This is a genomic window from Streptomyces sp. NPDC086080 (genome assembly GCF_044540255.1).
Taxonomy (GTDB): Bacteria; Actinomycetota; Actinomycetes; order Streptomycetales; family Streptomycetaceae; genus Streptomyces.
The window spans coordinates 1-15,708 of record NZ_JBITRU010000047.1 but is presented as its reverse complement, the minus strand read 5'-3'; the positions used below and the strand labels follow the sequence as shown (position 1 = coordinate 15,708).

Below are 15,708 nucleotides of genomic sequence, written 5' to 3'. Positions count from 1 at the left end.
GGGGTGAGGGGTGGGGGTCAGACGGTCAGCGGTTCGCCGGCGGCCGTGGCGATCTCCGCCTCGGCGACCGCGCCCGCGACGCGGCGCAGCTTCTTCATCGGGCCCAGCTCGGACTCGTAGACCTTCTTCACGCCGTCGCCGAGGGACGCCTCGATGGTGCGGATGTCGCGGACGAGGCGGGTCAGGCCCTGCGGCTCGACGGAGGCGGCCTGGTCGGAGCCCCACATGGCGCGGTCGAGGGTGATGTGGCGCTCGACGAAGGCGGCGCCGAGGGCGACGGCGGCGAGGGTGGTCTGCAGACCGGTCTCGTGGCCGGAGTAGCCGATCGGGACGTTCGGGTACTCCTGCTGGAGGGTGTGGATGACCCGCAGGTTGAGCTCCTCGGCCTTCGCCGGGTAGGTGGAGGTGGCGTGGCAGAGCAGGATGTTGTCCGAGCCCAGGACCTCGACCGCGTGGCGGATCTGCTTCGGGGTGGACATGCCGGTGGAGAGGATGATCGTGCGGCCGGTGGACCGCAGGGCGCGCAGCAGCTCGTCGTCGGTGAGGGAGGCCGAGGCGACCTTGTGGGCGGGGACGTCGAACTTTTCCAGGAAGGCGACGGCCTCGGTGTCCCACGGGGAGGCGAACCAGTCGATGTTCTTGGACGTGCAGTAGTCGTCGATCTGGCGGTACTCGTCCTCGCCGAACTCCACGCGGTGGCGGTAGTCGATGTACGTCATCCGGCCCCAGGGGGTGTCCCGCTCGATGTCCCACTGGTCGCGCGGGGTGCAGATCTCCGGCGTGCGCTTCTGGAACTTGACGGCGTCGCAGCCGGCCTCGGCGGCGGCGTCGATCAGCTTGAACGCGTTCTCGATGTCACCGTTGTGGTTGATGCCGATCTCGCCGGTGACGTAGACGGGGCGGCCGGGGCCTGCCTCGCGGGAACCGAGCGTGCGGATGCGGGAGTTGGTGCTCATGTCCGGGGTTTCCTTAGGTGGGGAGGGAATCGAGAGAGGGACCGAGGATCCAGCCGGCGATCTCTCGGATCGCGCCGTCACCGCCGGGGAGGGTGGTGACCGCGCGTGCGGCGCCGCGTACGACGTCGTGGGCGCTCGCGACCGCCACGGGCCAGCCGACGAGGGCGAAGCACGGGAGGTCGTTGACGTCGTTGCCGACGTAGAGCACGCGCTCCGGCGCGATGCCCTGTTCCTCGCACCACTGCTTGAGGGCGAGGTCCTTGCGGTCGATGCCGTGCAGCACGGGGAGCTTGAGCTTGCGTGCGCGGGCGGCGACGACCGGGTTCTGTTCCGTGGACAGGATCAGCAGCTTCAGGCCGCTGCGGCGCAGGGCCGCGATGCCGAGTCCGTCACCGCGGTGCACGGCGACGAACTCCTGTCCCTCGGAGTCGATCAGCACCCGGTCGTCGGTCTGGGTGCCGTCGAAGTCGAGGACGACCGCGTCGATGTCGGCCGCGGTCGGGAGGGCGCCGATGGGGGTCCCCCCGGTCGAGCGAAGCCGAGAGTGGGGGAGGTCGGCGTCGAAGAGCGGTGCGAGGGCGCGGGCCCGGGCGAGTTCGTGCGGGTCGTCGATCTCCAGGACGCGGGCCGGGTCGGTGCGCACGGGTTCGGTGCGGCCGAAGAAGCGGTGCTGGTGCTCGCGGAACCCGGCCGCGTCCATGGCGTAGGCGGCGCCGGTCTCCAGGAGGTCCTGGGGCCGGTCCTGGCGGCGGGGGCGGAAGGACTTGTCGTGGTTGACGCCGTAGCCGCCCTCGGTGCTTCCCTCACCGGCGTCGCGCCAGAGGAAGCCGTGGAACGGGGCGACGGTCACCGCCGTGTCGGCGCCGCCGTCGGCGACCGCGGCGGCCACACCGTCGATGTCCTCGCGGAGCAGGAAGGGGCTGGTGCACTGCACGAGCAGGACCACGTCCACCGGGGCGCCGTGCAGGGCCTCGTGGGACTCCATGGCGTGCAGGACGGCCGCCTCGGAGGTGGCGGTGTCTCCGGCGATGGCGGCGGGCCGCAGCACGACCTCGGCGCCGGCCTGTCGCGCGGCGGCGGCGATGGCCTGGTCGTCGGTGGAGACGACGACGTCCGTGACCGTCCGCGCGGCCAGGCACTCGCGCACGGCTCGCGCCACCAGGGGGACGCCTCCGACGGGGGCGAGGTTCTTCGCGGGCACGCCCTTGGAGCCGCCGCGCGCGGGGATGACGGCGAGTACCCGGCGTACCGCCGGCGGGTTGGACATGGGATCAGCTCCTCGAGCGGGGTTCGGGGTGGCGGCCCGGGTGGTCACAGCTCGCCCATCCGGCGGATCACGGGGGCCACGCGCTGCACGCCGTGCCGGTAGGCGCCGCGTGCGGCGCGGCGCACGATCTGCCGGACCGGTCCTGGCTCCCTGTCGGCGGCGGGCGCGCCGGGCAGCGGTGTGCCGTCCGGGCCGAGGTGGTGGCGGGCGAGGATGCCGGGCAGATAGCCGGGCGCGGTGGCGGGTGTGTAGTACGGGGTCAGCGGCGGGAGTCCGCCGGGGCGGCCGAGCAGGGCGGCGATGCGTTCCCGGGCGGCGTCGAAGGCCGTCTCGTACGTGCCGCCGCCGGTGGCGACGCCTTGCCGGGCCACCCATTGCGCGTCCGGCCGCGGGCGGTGGCCGGCGTCGAGCCGGTCCCAGGAGGCGAGGCAGCCGGAGCCGACGAAGTGGTGGTTGCCGAGCGCCTCCCGGATGCCGAGGTCGGTGAGGACCACGGTGGGGATGCGGCGGTGCAGTGATTCCAGGGCGGCCGTGGAACTGACGGTGACCAGGAGGTCGGTACGGTCGAGGACGTCACCCATGTGCCCGTAGACCAGGCGGAAGTTGGCGGGCGGGTCGAGTCGCTGGGCCAGCTTCTGGTAGGGCAGTTCCTCGAGGTGCGTGGTGTGTTCGCCGGGCTTGGAGCGCAGCTTCAGCAGCACCTCGCGTTCCGGGTGCCTGCGGGCGTGCTCCACCAGCCGGTTCAGCAGGTACGTACGGTCCCTGCGGCTGTCCGGGACGGACGGCTGGGCGGCGAACACCACCGTGTAGGGGTCGTGTTCGCCGGTGTAGGGGGCACCGCCCAGGAAGGGCAGCGCGACCTCGGTCACCGCGTCGGCGTCGGCGCCCACTCCTTCGTACACGGCGCGGAAACGGTCCGCGTCCTGGCGGGAGTTGGCCAGCACCAGGTCCGCGCCGTGGCGGAGCAGCAGGCCGTCGGCGAGCTTCTCGTAGACGACACCGACGTATCCGGTGACGACGACGGGCCGGTCGGCCCGGTCCTCCCAGGCCCGGTTCAGCCCGTGCAGCATCGCCTGCACACCACCGCCGACCAGGGCGAGCACGAGGATGTCGCAGGACTCCTCACGCATCGCGCGCAGGAACTCGACCGCGGTGACCTCCCGGAGGGAGTCCGCGCGGACGCCGACCTCGCCGAGCTGACGGGCGGTGGGCGTGGCGCGGCCCCGCAGAAGATATCCGTCCAGACGGATGTCCCGCGGAGCGATGCGGTTCGCGGTGAGCGCGCCCCATTTCCACCGGGTGTCGGAATCCGCGAGGACCGCCACTCTCAGGGGCTTCATTGCACTTGCTGGCACACCCCAGACGCTAGGAAGCAAATTCTAGGTACGGCCCAACCGCGAATCAACGAAAAGTTAACAACACCCCACCGAGAGCCGAACCGGCCCGCGAAATCACGGCACGTAGACGCGATACACCGTACCGACACATGGAGTTCACGCCCTGTACGGCCAACGGAAAGTTGCCGATCCGGACGGGCTCCTAACGTTTTCCGGGTGCCGAAGCTTTCCGTGATCGTCCCCTTCCACAACGTCCGGCCGCACGCGCCGGACACCCTCAGAAGTCTTCGCCTGAATGCCCGGCCGGACTTCGAGTTCCTTTTGGTCGACGACCATTCCCAGGACGGGACCCAGCACATTCTCGAGCGCGCGGCCGGGGAACTCTCGGCCGTCGCCCAGGTCCGCCACCTCCGCCACGACGGCAATCGCGGGGTGTCCGCCGCGCGCAACACCGGACTGGACGCGGCACGCGGCGAGTACCTGGTCTTCCTGGACGGCGGCGACTGGCTGGCCCCGGGCCATCTGTCCCGGCTGGTGGCGGTCGCCGAGGAGCTGGGGTGCGACTTCGTCCGCACCGACCAGATCCAGGTCACCGACCGCGCCCGGACCGTGCGCCGGGTGCCGGTCGGTCTCCGGGGCGAGGTACTGAACCCGCGGGAGGCGATCCTGCCGGCGGACCGGACGACCTCGGTGGACTATGTGTCCGTCTGGGCCGGTGTCTACCACCGGCGGCTGCTGGAACGGGGACTGCTGCACTTCGACGCGAGCCTGCGCACGGCCGAGGACCGGCCGTGGACCTGGAGGCTGCACCGTGAGGCGGAGTCGTTCGCCGTGACCGATCTGCTGGGCGTGTTCTACCGGCGCGGGGTCGCCTCCTCCCTCACCCGGATCGGCGATGCCCGCCAGCTCGACTTCCTGCGCGCCTTCGACCGGATCGTCGAGGAGACGTCGGCCGACCGGGACGCCGCCCTGCTGCTGCCCAAGGCGGTGCGGACGTACTGCGCGATCATCGCCCACCATCTGGCCGAGTGGGACAAGTTCGAACCGGCCGTGGCCCGGAAGCTGCGGACGATGAGCGCGGCGGCGCTCCGGCGGATGCCGCAGGACGTGCTCGACGACGTACTGGACACCATGGACCTGAACCGTTCCGCCCGGCTGCGGCGGCTGCGGCGCCGGGCCGGTGCGGGAAGGGATGCCGCGTGATGACCCGTACCACTCAGATCTTCTGCGCTTCGACGCCGCACGCGGTCGCCGTGCTGGCGGCGGCGATCGGGGCCGACTGCTTCGCGGCCGCCGAGCGGCGGGTGCTGCTGGTCTGCAACGCCGCCGCGGTGCCGGAGGCCGCCCCGGCACCGGACGGGATACCGGGCTTCGCCTCGCTGCGCGCCCCCTTCGACGAGGTGCTGTCCTGGAACGAGGCGGTCCGGCCCTTCCACCCGGCGGCCTGGACGCCGCGTACCGAGGACGTCCCGCTCCTGGAGCGTCATCTGCGGCTGCTGTGGGGGCTCGGCGAGGACCGGGTGGAACTGGTGCTGGAGTCCCCGGACACGGGGTGGGCGCTCGCGGTGGCCCAGGTGTTCACCGGTGCCCCCCTGCACGTCCACGCGGGCGGTCCTGCGGGCTACGGGCCCACCCGGGGCAAGCTCGACCCGCTGATCGGCACCCGGGTACGGCAGGTGCTGCACCTGGACCTGGTGCCGGGCGTGGCACCGCTGCTGCTGACCGAGTTCGGTGTGCCGGCGCGGGTGGTGCCGACGGATGCCTTCCTGAAGGTGGTCCGGGAACTGTCCGCGGCGGCGGGCGCGTTGCCGGAGCTGCCGGACAACGCGGCGCTGCTGGTGGGGCAGAGCCTGGCCGCGCTCGGCGTCCACGGCGCGGGCGAGGAGGACGCGCTGCAGGTGCGGATGCTGCGGGAGGCGGCCGAACGCGGCCACCGCGCCGCCGTGTTCGCGCCGCACCCCGCCTCCGAGGTCCGGCACGGCGGCGCGCTGCGGACCGAGGCGGAGCGGCTCGGTGTGGACCTCACCGTCCTGGACTCCCCCGTGCCCGCCGAGGTGCTGTTCGAGACGTCCCGCCCGGCGCTGGTCGTCGGCTGCTCCTCGACGGCGCTGTTCACGGCGTCCGCGCTGTACGGCCTGCCGGTCGCCCGCGTCGGCACCGAGCGCCTCCTGGAGCGGCTGACGCCCTACCAGAACGGCCACCGGGTCCCGGCCGTCCTGGCCGAGGCGCTGCTGCCGGGCCCGGAGGGCGGGGACGGCGGCCAGGCCCCGCTTCCGGCGGACGAGCTGAACGGCCTCGTGACCGCGCTCGGATTCACCATGCAGCCGCAGGTCCACCCGTCCCTGCGCCCGGCCGCCGAGCATTACCTCGCCCGGCACTTCGGGCCGGGCGGGCACGACGGGCACCGCGGGCAGCACTGGTTCCGGCGCAAGCGGCTCACGTCGCTGGGGCTGCCCGGCGGCATTCCGGACCGGCTGGCGTTCCTGCCCCGCAACGCCACCGCGCGCCGGGTGGTGCGGCGGGCGCGGGCGCTGAGGAAGGCCGTGCGGGGCTAGCGATGCGATGCGATGCGGGCAGGTCAGGGTACCGGCACCCGGGGAGCCCTGCATTCCGGCACCCGGACACGTCGGCGACTGCTGGAGGGGGACTGTTCACCCCTCGTCCATCCGGTCGCCACCGGCGGACCGTTGAACTGGGGCACATTCGGCCTCCGAACTCAGGACGGTGGAACGGATGACGAACCCCCTGGCGGGACTGCTCAAGGCACGGCAGAAAGAGGCCGCCAGGCCCGCACTGTACGCCCGGGGCATGCGCCTGTGCGGTGAGTATCTGGCGGCCCGGGGCGACCGGTCCGCTCCCCATGACGCCCCCCTCACCCGCGCGGTAGGTGTGCTCGCCGCCTCCCTCGGCACCCCGTCGGCCGACCCCTTCGACGCCCTGCTCCAGGTCGGCGAGCGCGCGCTGGAAGCCGGCGGGGAGGACGGGCTGAGCCTGGCGCTCGGTGTCGCCGAGACCTCGACCGAGCTCCGGGAGCGGTCCAAGAAGGCCTGGCGGCTGCGCGGCCTGGCGCTGGACGGGCTGGGGCGCGACGAGGAGGCACTGGAGTGCTACGGCCGCTGCCTCGCCCTGTACCAGGACGGTGACACGGCGGAGGCGGTCGCCCGCCGGATCGGCACCTTGCGGCGTCGGCGGGAGTGTCTGGAGGAGGCCGCCACGCTCCTTCCCGGGTCAGGTGAGGTGCTGCGCGAGGCGGCCGGCCGGTCCACGGGCGGCGCGGACGGGGTGTTCGCCGCCCAGGTCCGGGCACGGGTCGCCGAGCGCGGTATGGGCGATCCCGCCGTTCGGCGCCTGCTGGAGCTCTACGGCACCTACCGGCGGCTCCTCGAACGGTCCGCGCTGCCCGATCCGCTGCTGGGCGGGAGCACCCCGATCGGTGTCGGCGGCCTGCGGGCGCTGCTCGCCGGACGGACGGTGTGCGTGGTCTCCAACGCCGCGGAAGTCGCCGGCAGCACGCTGGGCGCGGAGATCGACGGCTACGACCTGGTGGTGCGCTGCGACGCGTTCCGTATCCGCGCGGAGGGCACCGGTGAGCGCACCGGACTGCACGCCGTCTCGCTGCGCGGCGACGCGCCGTGGGAAGGGCCCTCGTGGTCGCGGCGGGCCGGGATCCGGCTGGTGTTCGGCGACCCGGCCGGGACCTGGCGCCGCGCGGTACGGGAGCGGCTCGTCGCCGGGGCGCAGGACCAGGTCGGTGACGTCTCGCTGCGGCGGCCCCTGAACGATCCGGCGCTGCTGGGCGAGGACCACTGGGGCGCGGGGACCGGCACCGCCTTCACCGTGCTGCGGCTGCTGGACTTCCTGGATGTCAGCCCCCGCCTGGACCTCATCGGCTTCGACAAGCCCGGCCGGCTGCGGCCCGCGGAGGCCGAATGGGTCATGGACCGCGCGACGCACGTCGACGCCGGCACGATGAGGATTGCCCTGCGATGACCCGCTCCTCCGCCTCCGCCTCCGCCCGGGCCTCCGGGGCCGCCGGCGCCGATGACCGGAGCACCGTCACCGGCCGGCGCCGGATCGCCTTCGCCGTCCACACCGACGCCGGGTGCCTGCCCTCCCTGGCCACCCTGCTGCGCAGTCTGGCGCTCACCAACCCGGGCGTGTGCGAGGACTTCGTGGTGCTGCACCCGGGGCTGCCGGACGCGTCGTTCGACGCCCTGCGCGGGCTGCACCCGCGTCTGGTCACGCGCCGCGCGGACAGCCGCCGGGACGTGTTCCGGCTGGAGGGTTACGACACCGTCGTCGCCCTCTCCCCCACCATGGTCGTGCTGGGGGACATCGGTGAGCTGCTGCGGATGCGGCACGGGGTGGGCGCCGTACCGCAGGTGCTCGTGGACCGAGGGGGCGATGAGCGGCGTACGGTCCTGCCGGACGGGCTGCTGGTGGTGCGGCGCGCCGATGTGGACGACGCCGTGGTGGACCGGCTCGGCGATGGCGACGGCGACAGCGACAGCGACAGCGACAGCGACTGGGGGTCGGTGCTCGAGGGGGTCCTGACGCCGCTCGACGCGCGGTACGACTTCCTCACCCGCCGGCTGTACGACGACACGCCGGTGCCCGCCCAGGTCGCCGTGCTGCGCTTCCCCGGCCCGTCCGACGAGCCCGGGTACGCTCCGGCCGCCGCGGCGCGGCGCCGCTTCGAGATGGGGGACGAGGAGTTCCGCGCCGCGTACTGCGCCCTGCCCGGCGAGAAGCACGCCGACCTGCTGGCACACCTGGCGCCGCCGCTGCTGCGGGCGCGTCCCTCGCTCGGTCTCGCCCGTACGGTCGCCGACGTGTACCGCAGACAGGGCCGTTACGACGAGGCCGTGGACGTGCTCGCCCCGGTGGTCGGCGACCGGCTGGACGCGCCGCGCTGCCAGGAGACGCTGGGCGTCTGTCTGATGGCGCTGTCGCGCTACGAGGAGGCGGAGGCACGGCTGCTGCTGGCCGCGGCGTCACCCGACACGGCGCCGCGCGCCTTCGCCCAGCTCGCGCGGCTGGCCTGGCTGTGCGGCCGGGACACGGACGCGCACGCCTACGCCCGTGCGGGGCTGGAGGCCGATCCGACCGACGCCGGATGCCACAGCTGGTACGTCCGCACGCGTACGCAGGACCGGCCGGAGCCGGAGTCGGGGCCGGAGTCGGCATCGGAGCCGGAGTCGGGGCCGGCATCGGGTCCGGCATCGGGTCCGGCATTGGGGCCGGCATTGGGGCCGGCACCGGTCGCGGCCGGGGAGCAGCTGGCGCATGTGGCGCTGTTCGCCGAGGGGCAGGAGAACGCGGGCGACAAGGTGCTGCCGGAGGCCGTGCGGATGTGCTTCGGCACCGACACCGGACCGCGTGCCTGGTACCAGCAGCCGGTGCACCGGCTGGTCGACGAGGCGGCGCTGGAGGAACTCAACGCGCGGCGCGGGGTGGTCGTCGGCGGCGGCGGACTGTTCCTCCCCGACACCTCCCCCAACGGCAACAGCCACTGGCAGTGGAACATCCCGGACGCCCTGCTGTCCCGGCTGACCGCCCCGCTGGCGGTGTTCGCGGTCGGCTACAACGTGTTCGACGGGCAGCTCTACCGCCGGAACCGGTTCGCCGGGAGCCTGCGGGTCCTCGTCGAGCGCTCGGCCTTCTTCGGGCTGCGCAACCACGGCTCCATCGAACGCGTCCGCGAACTGCTCCCCGCCGGACTGCGCGACCGGGTGCGCTACCAGCCCTGCCCCACCACGGTGGCCCGGTACCTCCAGCCCGGCCTGTCCGACCCGGTGGTGCGGGACGACACCGTCCTGGTCAACTGCGCGTACGACCGCGCCGGTCTTCGCTTCGGCCACGACTACGGAGATTTCCTGGCCCAGATGGCCGCCGCGCTGCGCGGCCTGCGGGACCGGGCCGGCGTACGGTACGCGGCGCACATGCCCGCCGACGAGAAGTTCGTGCACGACCTGCGCCGGGAGCACGGGATCTCCCTGCCCGTCGACCAGTGGTACGACATGACCAACGACGGGATCCGTGACCTGTTCCGCCGGTCACGGCTGGTGATCGGGATGCGCGGGCACGCGGGGATGATCCCCTTCGGCTGTGGCACCCCGATCCTCAGCCTGGTCTCCCATCCGAAGCTCGCCTACTTCCTGTCCGACATCGGCCGCGAGGAGTGGGGACTCTCGGTGCACGACCGGCACCTCGGTCCCCGGCTCCTGGAGCGGGCGACGGCGGTCCTCGACGACCATCCGGCCGCCGTGGCGGAGGTGCACGACGCGCAGAAGTTCCTGTGGGAGACCACCCGGTCGAACCTCGACGAACTCCGGGAGGTTTTCGGACCGAACTGAGCCGTCGAGATCATCCGCCGCCGTTTTCGAACCACCTGAGGTGAGGCCCACGTGCCGAAACTGTCCGTTGTCGTCCCCATGCACAATGTGGAACCGTTCGCCGAGAGCACGCTGCGCAGTCTGGCCGTCAACGCCGGCCCCGGCATGGAGTTCCTGCTCGTCGACGACTGTTCCACGGATGCCACACCCTGGGTGATCGACCGCTGGGCGGAGAAGCTCCCGGGCGCGCGGGTGCTCCGGCACGAGCGGAACATGGGCATCGCCCAGGCCCGCAACACCGGTATCGACGCGGCCGAGGGCGAGTTCCTCACGTTCCTCGACGGCGACGACTGGTACGGGCCGGGGCATCTCGCCGGGATGGTGACCGCCATGGAGGAACTGGGCTGCGACTTCGCCCGGACGGATCATGTCCAGGCCACCGGCACCGAGCGGGTGATCAAACGGCCCCCGGCCGCGGTGCGGGGAGCGGTGATGGATCCGCGCGACGGGATCATGCCGGCCGACACCGAGACGATGGTCGACTACCCCTTCGTCTGGGCGGGCATCTACCGCCGGCACCTCTTCGCCGACGGCGGTATGCGGTTCGTGACCGAACTCCGCACGGCCGAGGACCGGTTGTGGATCTGGCGGCTGCATCTGAAGGCCCGGACGTACGCCTCGCTCGGCCTGCACGGGGTGTTCTACCGGCGTGGCGTCGCGACCTCCCTGACCCAGGTCAAGGACTCCCGCCAGCTGGACTTCATCCCGGCGTACGACACGCTGCTGCGGGATGTGCGGGCCGACCCGGAGTGCGACCGGTTCCTCCTCAAGGCCGTACGCACCTACTGCGCCATGATCGCCTTCCACATCGGCAAGGCGGACGAGTACGAGCCCTCGGCGGCCCAGCGGTTGCGGCGGGAGGCGCGGGAGGCGCTGCACCGCATGCCCCAGCACGCGCTGGAGGAGACCCTCGCCACCATCGACAGCACCCGGAGCAGGCTGCTCGGCCGCCTGCGCGACGGGCGGAAGGCTGCCTGACCCATGCATCGCACCACCCAGATCTTCCAGGTCTCCACCCTCTACGGAGCCGCCACCCTGGCCGCGGCGCTGGACGCGGGTCTGTTCGGACCGCGCGGCAGCGCCCGTCGCGTCCTGCTGGTCTGCAACAACGCCGCCGTACCGGAGACCGCCCTGCGCCTGGACGAGATGCACGGCTACGGGCCGATCGCCGGCCGGTTCGACGCGGTGGTGAGCTGGAACGAGGCGATCAGTCCGTACCACCCGAGCGCCTGGGGTCCGCGCGGCAACGACCTGGTGCTGTGGCAGCGGGCGTTCCGTCTGCTGTGGGGCATCGACGAAGGGGACATGGTCGAACTCGCGGTCGAGTCGATCCAGGCCAACCCGGCCCGCGCGCTCGCGGCGATCTTCACGGAGGCCGCCGTCGACGTCTACGCGGACGGTCTGATGAGCTACGGCCCGACCCGGGAGAAGCTCCCGCTGACCATCGCCCGCCGCATCCGGCGGCTGCTGCATCTCGACCTCGTCCGCGGTCTGCGGCCGATGCTGCTGTCCGAGTACGGAGTGGAACCGGTGGTCGTCCCCGACGCGGCGTTCCGCGGGGTGCTGGACGAGATCTCCCGCGACGCGGCGGACGACCCGCGGCTCGCACCCGCGCTCGACGAGGCGCCGACCGCCGTGCTGCTCGGCCAGTACCTCGCGGCGATCAACATCCTGAGCGCGCGGGAGGAGGAGGAGCTCCACGTCCGCATGCTCACCGGGGCCGTGCGCGCGGGGCACCGGTCCCTCGTCTTCAAGCCGCACCCGACCGCCCCTGCGGGCTACTCGGCGGCGCTCGGCAAGGCGGCGGCGGACGCGGGCGTACGGCTCACCGTGCTGGACGCGCCGCTGCTGGCCGAGACGCTGTACCGGCACTGCCGTCCCGAACTCGTCGTCGGCTGTTTCTCCACGGCGATGGTGACCGCGTCCGCCTACTACGACGTGCCCGTCGCCCGGGTGGGGACAGGGCTGGTGATGGGACGCCTCAAGCCCTACCCGAACAGCAACCGGGTGCCGCTGGCCGTGATCGACCACCTGGTCCCGGACCTGGAACTCGGGGAGTCCCCGGCGGTGCTGGGCCCGGCCCCGGACACCCTGTCCCCCCTGGTCCGGGCGATCGGCTTCTGCATGCAGCCCAAGACCTACGCCGGCCTGCGGGACACGACGGCCGACTGGCTGCACACCCACCTGCCCGCCACCCCCGGCTACTACTTCCCCGAACTCCGCCTGGCCGAGCTGGCGTTGCCGGGCAGCACGCCACGCACCCGCGCACGGATCCAGGCAGGCCGCGCCAAACGCGTCGTCCGCAGAGCGGTCCGCCGAAACCGCTGACCGCGGTCCCCGAGCCGCCCCGCCACGGCCACCCGAACCCGCCCAGCCGATGCACACCCCGCGGACCACCCGAGAACCCGCCCAGCCGCGGGCAGTCGTGCCGCTGGGGCGGCACGGGTGGGCGCGGGCGGCACCCCGCAGGCGCCGGGCCGCGCAACCCACCCCCGCCCAGCCGCAGCGCACCCCCGCGGACCAACCGAACCCGCCCAGCCGCGGGCAGTCGTGCCGCTGGGGCGGCACGGGTGGGCGCGGGCGGCACCCCGCAGGCGCCGGGCCGCGCAACCAACCCCCGCCCAGCCGCAGCGCACCCCCGCGGACCAACCGAGACGCACCGGTCACGGCACTGCCACCCACCGGTCAACTCTCGTACACGACCCCGCCCCACAGTGACCCGGTGCCCAACAACACCGCCGTGCGCCTGCCACAGCAGCAGCAGGGAAGCACCGCCGCCCCCGAACAGAAGCCCCGCCCCCCACGGGAACACCGCTTCGACATCGACCTGCTGCGCCTGATCTGCTCCGCGACCATCATGTTGGGCCATGTGGGCGCCCAGTTCATCCACTCCACGGACAACGACCCCACGAACGGCCCGGGCACCTACTGGGCGGGTCATGTCGCGGAGGCGATCAACCCCTTTGCCGTCCCCATGTACTTCGCCATAGCCGGCTGGGCCGTACTCGTCGGAGCGCCCCCGCGCGACAGCGCACGCATGTGGCAGCGGATCGTCCGCAACACCGTCCCGCTCTTCGCGTGGACGGCGGTCTACCTCGTCTGGGCCTGGCTCCGCGACCGCAACGACAAGCCCATGACGGAGCTGGCGACGGACTCCCTCGTCGGCTCCGTCCAGCCCGCCTACCACCTGTGGTTCATGTACAACTACATCCCCATCATCGCGCTGCTCGCCTTCGCGATGCTGATCACCGCGGGGAAACGGCCCTGGACCCTCGGCGCGGCACTGCTCGGTATCGCGGTCCTGCCGAGCGTACTGACCACGGTCGCCGAGGTGACGGGCGCCGAGATGCCCACGGTTGCCTGGGGATTCGGCACCTACTCACTGGTGTACGCGGTCGGCGGCGCCCTCCTGTTCGCCCTGCCGGCCGGCGCCCTGCGGTGGCGGTGGCCGCTGTACCTGGTGCTGCCGCTGACCATGGCCGGGGCGCTCTGGTACAACACGCAGATCCACTACGTGATGCCCAACGCCCACCTGTTCGTCGCCGCGATGAGCATCTGCGTCCTGCTTCTGATCAGCAGGGTCAGGGTCCCCGAGAGGCTGCGGCCCGTGCTGCGGAAGCTGGCCGGCGCGGCGCTCGGCGCGTACATGGTGCATGTGCTGTTCGTGGAGGAGATCGTCGCTCCCCTGGTGTCGCCGGACCTGAGCAGGCCGGTCGCGGGGCTGCTCCTGACCGGTCTGGTGGTCACGGTGATGGTGCTGTCGTTCGCCGCCAGCCTGCTGTGGGGCAGGCTGAACCTGCGGCGTCTGCTCGGCTGACCGGCGCCCCGGCGCTCCGGCGCCACGCGGAGTTCGCCGACTGTTCGTGTGCCGCTCGGCTCCGTGCCCCTCCCCCGCCGGCGGCGCGTGCCTAGCCTGTCCACCACCGTGAGCCACACCACCCCCACCGCGCTTCCGACGGATTGAGGTCTCCGGATCCATGAACACGCGTCCCCTGCTCACCAGTTCGGCATCCCGGCGGCTGTTACGGCCGGTCGCCGATCTCATCGACCGGCGGATCGACCGGCGGCTGCGTGCGGCGGTGGCCGCGGACGCGGCGGGCAGAGAGCGGCTCCGTGAGACCGCCGAGACGGTGGAGCGTCAGCAGCTCACCCTGGAACTGCTGCTCGGCTCCTCCGGCCGGGGTCTCTCCCGGATCGTGAACCCCGGACCGCTGAACCGGCTGCGGTCCGAGGTGGCGGAGCTGGCCGGGGACCGGGGCGCGGCCGAACGCAATATCGCCACCGCGTACCGGCTGCTGGTCGGGCTGGAGTCGCTCGGGGTCGGCCGGATCGCCGGGGGCACCATGAACATCTGCGGCAAGCTCGGCACGATCCCCCTGCTGGACCCGCCGAACGACGAGATCCTGGAGATCGGCACGCTCTACGGCATGTTCTCCGCGGGGCTGATCCGGATGATGGAGCGCGACGGCCGGAGCCCGAGCGTGACGATCGTCGACCCGTTCGCCGGCGTGCAGCTCCAGCCCGGCACCCCGCGCCGCTCCGACCCCTCCGGCACGCCGGTCGACGAGCACGCCGTACGGGCCAATCTCGCCCTGGCCGGTCCGGCGGGCGTCGCCGCCCGGATCCAGCGGGGCTTCTCCGAGGACCCCGCCACCCGGGCGGCCGTCTCGGACCGCCGCTACGGCGTGATCGTCGTCGACGGCGACCATTCGGCCGAGGGGGTCGCCAAGGACCTGGAATGGGCGGAGGAGATCGCCGCCCCGGGCGGGATCGTCGTCCTGGACGACTTCGGCGACCCCAAGTGGCCCGGAATCAAGGAGGCGCTGGACAAGCACCTCACCGGCGACACCCGGTTCACCTACCTCGGCAAGGCGGCACTGTCGGCATTCCTGCGGACTTCCTGAACCGCCCGCAGGACGGCGTCCGCTACGGACCCGCCAGCGACAGCTTCGCCGCGAAGCCCAGGAACAGCGCGCCCGCCGCCGAGGTGGCACCGGCGGCCAGCCGGCGCCTGCGGCGGAACAGGGCGGCCAGGCGGGTGCCGCCGAAGATCAGCAGCGACAGATACAGGAAGCTGGCCGTCTGGAGCAGGACCCCGAGGACGAGGAAGGAGAGCACGGGATAGGCGTAACCGGGGTCGACGAACTGCACGAAGAAGGAGATCAGGAACAGGATCGCCTTCGGGTTGAGCAGCGACACCACCAGCGCGCGGCGGTAGGGGCGCTCCTCCGCGGGCGCCATCGCGGGCACCTCGGCCTGCACCGGGCCGCCCGGCGTCCGCCACATGCGCCACGCCGACCGCAGCATGCCGTACGCCATCCACGCCAGGTATCCGGCGCCGGCGTACTTCACCACCAGGAACAGCAGGGGCGTGGTCGTGAGCACGGAGGCCGCGCCGAGCGCGGCCAGTGTCATCAGAACGGCGTCACCCGTGAACACACCCGCCACCGCCGCATAGCCGGTGCGGACACCTTTGCGGGCGGCGACGGACAGCACGTACAGCGAATTGGGCCCCGGCAGCAGAATGATGAGGGCCAGGCCCGCCAGATAGGTGGGAAGGTCGATGACGCCGAACATGAAAAGGAGTGTCGCACGGCGATGCGACACTCCTCCGCATGATCTCGGTCACCGGGAAAGGGGCACTCAGAACGCGTCGGTCGGCACGTAGGTGCCCCACACCTCGCGCAGCGCGTTGCACACCTCGCCCACCGTCGCGCGGGCCTTCAGGGCGTCCTTCATCGGGTACAGGACGT

12 protein-coding genes are annotated in these 15,708 nt (G+C 72.6%); 8 read left to right on the top strand and 4 right to left on the bottom strand.

Annotated elements, in window-relative coordinates:
- Window positions 1-17: 17 nt before the first annotated feature.
- Genes ACIF9R_RS34440 through ACIF9R_RS34430 form a run of 3 tightly spaced genes read right to left on the bottom strand, consistent with a single transcriptional unit; the run spans window position 18 to window position 3,578 of the window.
- Window positions 18-956: an N-acetylneuraminate synthase family protein gene (locus ACIF9R_RS34440; RefSeq protein ID WP_399986430.1), complete on the bottom strand. Its 939-nt coding sequence runs from the start codon at window positions 954-956 to the stop codon at window positions 18-20.
- Between the two features lie 13 nt (window positions 957-969).
- Window positions 970-2,223, bottom strand: coding sequence for a cytidylyltransferase domain-containing protein (locus ACIF9R_RS34435; protein ID WP_399986428.1), 1,254 nt, complete (start codon window positions 2,221-2,223; stop codon window positions 970-972).
- Window positions 2,224-2,267: 44 nt separating this feature from the next.
- The gene (locus ACIF9R_RS34430; protein WP_399986426.1) at window positions 2,268-3,578 is read right to left on the bottom strand and encodes a DUF6716 putative glycosyltransferase; all 1,311 of its coding nucleotides are present in this window, start codon (window positions 3,576-3,578) and stop codon (window positions 2,268-2,270) included.
- Between the two features lie 198 nt (window positions 3,579-3,776).
- Here ACIF9R_RS34430 and ACIF9R_RS34425 point away from each other — a divergent pair, with 198 nt between their 5' ends.
- From ACIF9R_RS34425 to ACIF9R_RS34390, 8 genes are all read left to right on the top strand, one after another.
- Complete coding sequence (locus tag ACIF9R_RS34425) at window positions 3,777-4,763, top strand: glycosyltransferase family 2 protein (RefSeq protein ID WP_399986424.1); 987 nt, start codon at window positions 3,777-3,779, stop codon at window positions 4,761-4,763.
- The gene (locus ACIF9R_RS34420; RefSeq protein WP_399986423.1) at window positions 4,763-6,115 is read left to right on the top strand and encodes a polysialyltransferase family glycosyltransferase; all 1,353 of its coding nucleotides are present in this window, start codon (window positions 4,763-4,765) and stop codon (window positions 6,113-6,115) included. Before ACIF9R_RS34425 ends, ACIF9R_RS34420 begins: the two co-directional genes overlap by 1 nt.
- 178 nt (window positions 6,116-6,293) lie before the next feature.
- Entirely contained in the window at window positions 6,294-7,550 is a 1,257-nt protein-coding gene (locus ACIF9R_RS34415) for a hypothetical protein (RefSeq protein WP_399986421.1), read from the top strand.
- The gene (locus ACIF9R_RS34410) at window positions 7,547-9,916 is read left to right on the top strand and encodes a polysaccharide pyruvyl transferase family protein (protein ID WP_399986419.1); all 2,370 of its coding nucleotides are present in this window, start codon (window positions 7,547-7,549) and stop codon (window positions 9,914-9,916) included. Before ACIF9R_RS34415 ends, ACIF9R_RS34410 begins: the two co-directional genes overlap by 4 nt.
- Before the next feature lie 51 nt (window positions 9,917-9,967).
- Window positions 9,968-10,933, top strand: a complete 966-nt coding sequence (locus tag ACIF9R_RS34405) for a glycosyltransferase family 2 protein (protein WP_399986417.1) — start codon at window positions 9,968-9,970, stop codon at window positions 10,931-10,933.
- Window positions 10,934-10,936: 3 nt separating this feature from the next.
- A complete protein-coding gene (locus ACIF9R_RS34400; RefSeq protein WP_399986415.1) occupies window positions 10,937-12,283 on the top strand; it encodes a polysialyltransferase family glycosyltransferase in 1,347 nt (448 codons plus the stop codon).
- A gap of 394 nt (window positions 12,284-12,677) precedes the next feature.
- Window positions 12,678-13,772, top strand: a complete 1,095-nt coding sequence (locus tag ACIF9R_RS34395) for an acyltransferase (protein ID WP_399986413.1) — start codon at window positions 12,678-12,680, stop codon at window positions 13,770-13,772.
- Window positions 13,773-13,932: 160 nt separating this feature from the next.
- Window positions 13,933-14,859 (top strand): class I SAM-dependent methyltransferase, encoded by a 927-nt coding sequence (locus tag ACIF9R_RS34390; RefSeq protein ID WP_399986411.1) that lies wholly within the window; start codon window positions 13,933-13,935, stop codon window positions 14,857-14,859.
- A 22-nt stretch (window positions 14,860-14,881) separates the two neighbouring features.
- Here the strand turns inward: ACIF9R_RS34390 and leuE are convergent, their stop codons facing one another.
- Window positions 14,882-15,532 carry a leucine efflux protein LeuE gene (leuE, locus tag ACIF9R_RS34385; RefSeq protein ID WP_399986409.1) on the bottom strand — a complete coding sequence of 217 codons (651 nt, stop codon included), beginning with the start codon at window positions 15,530-15,532 and terminating at the stop codon, window positions 14,882-14,884.
- Window positions 15,533-15,708 lie beyond the last annotated feature (176 nt).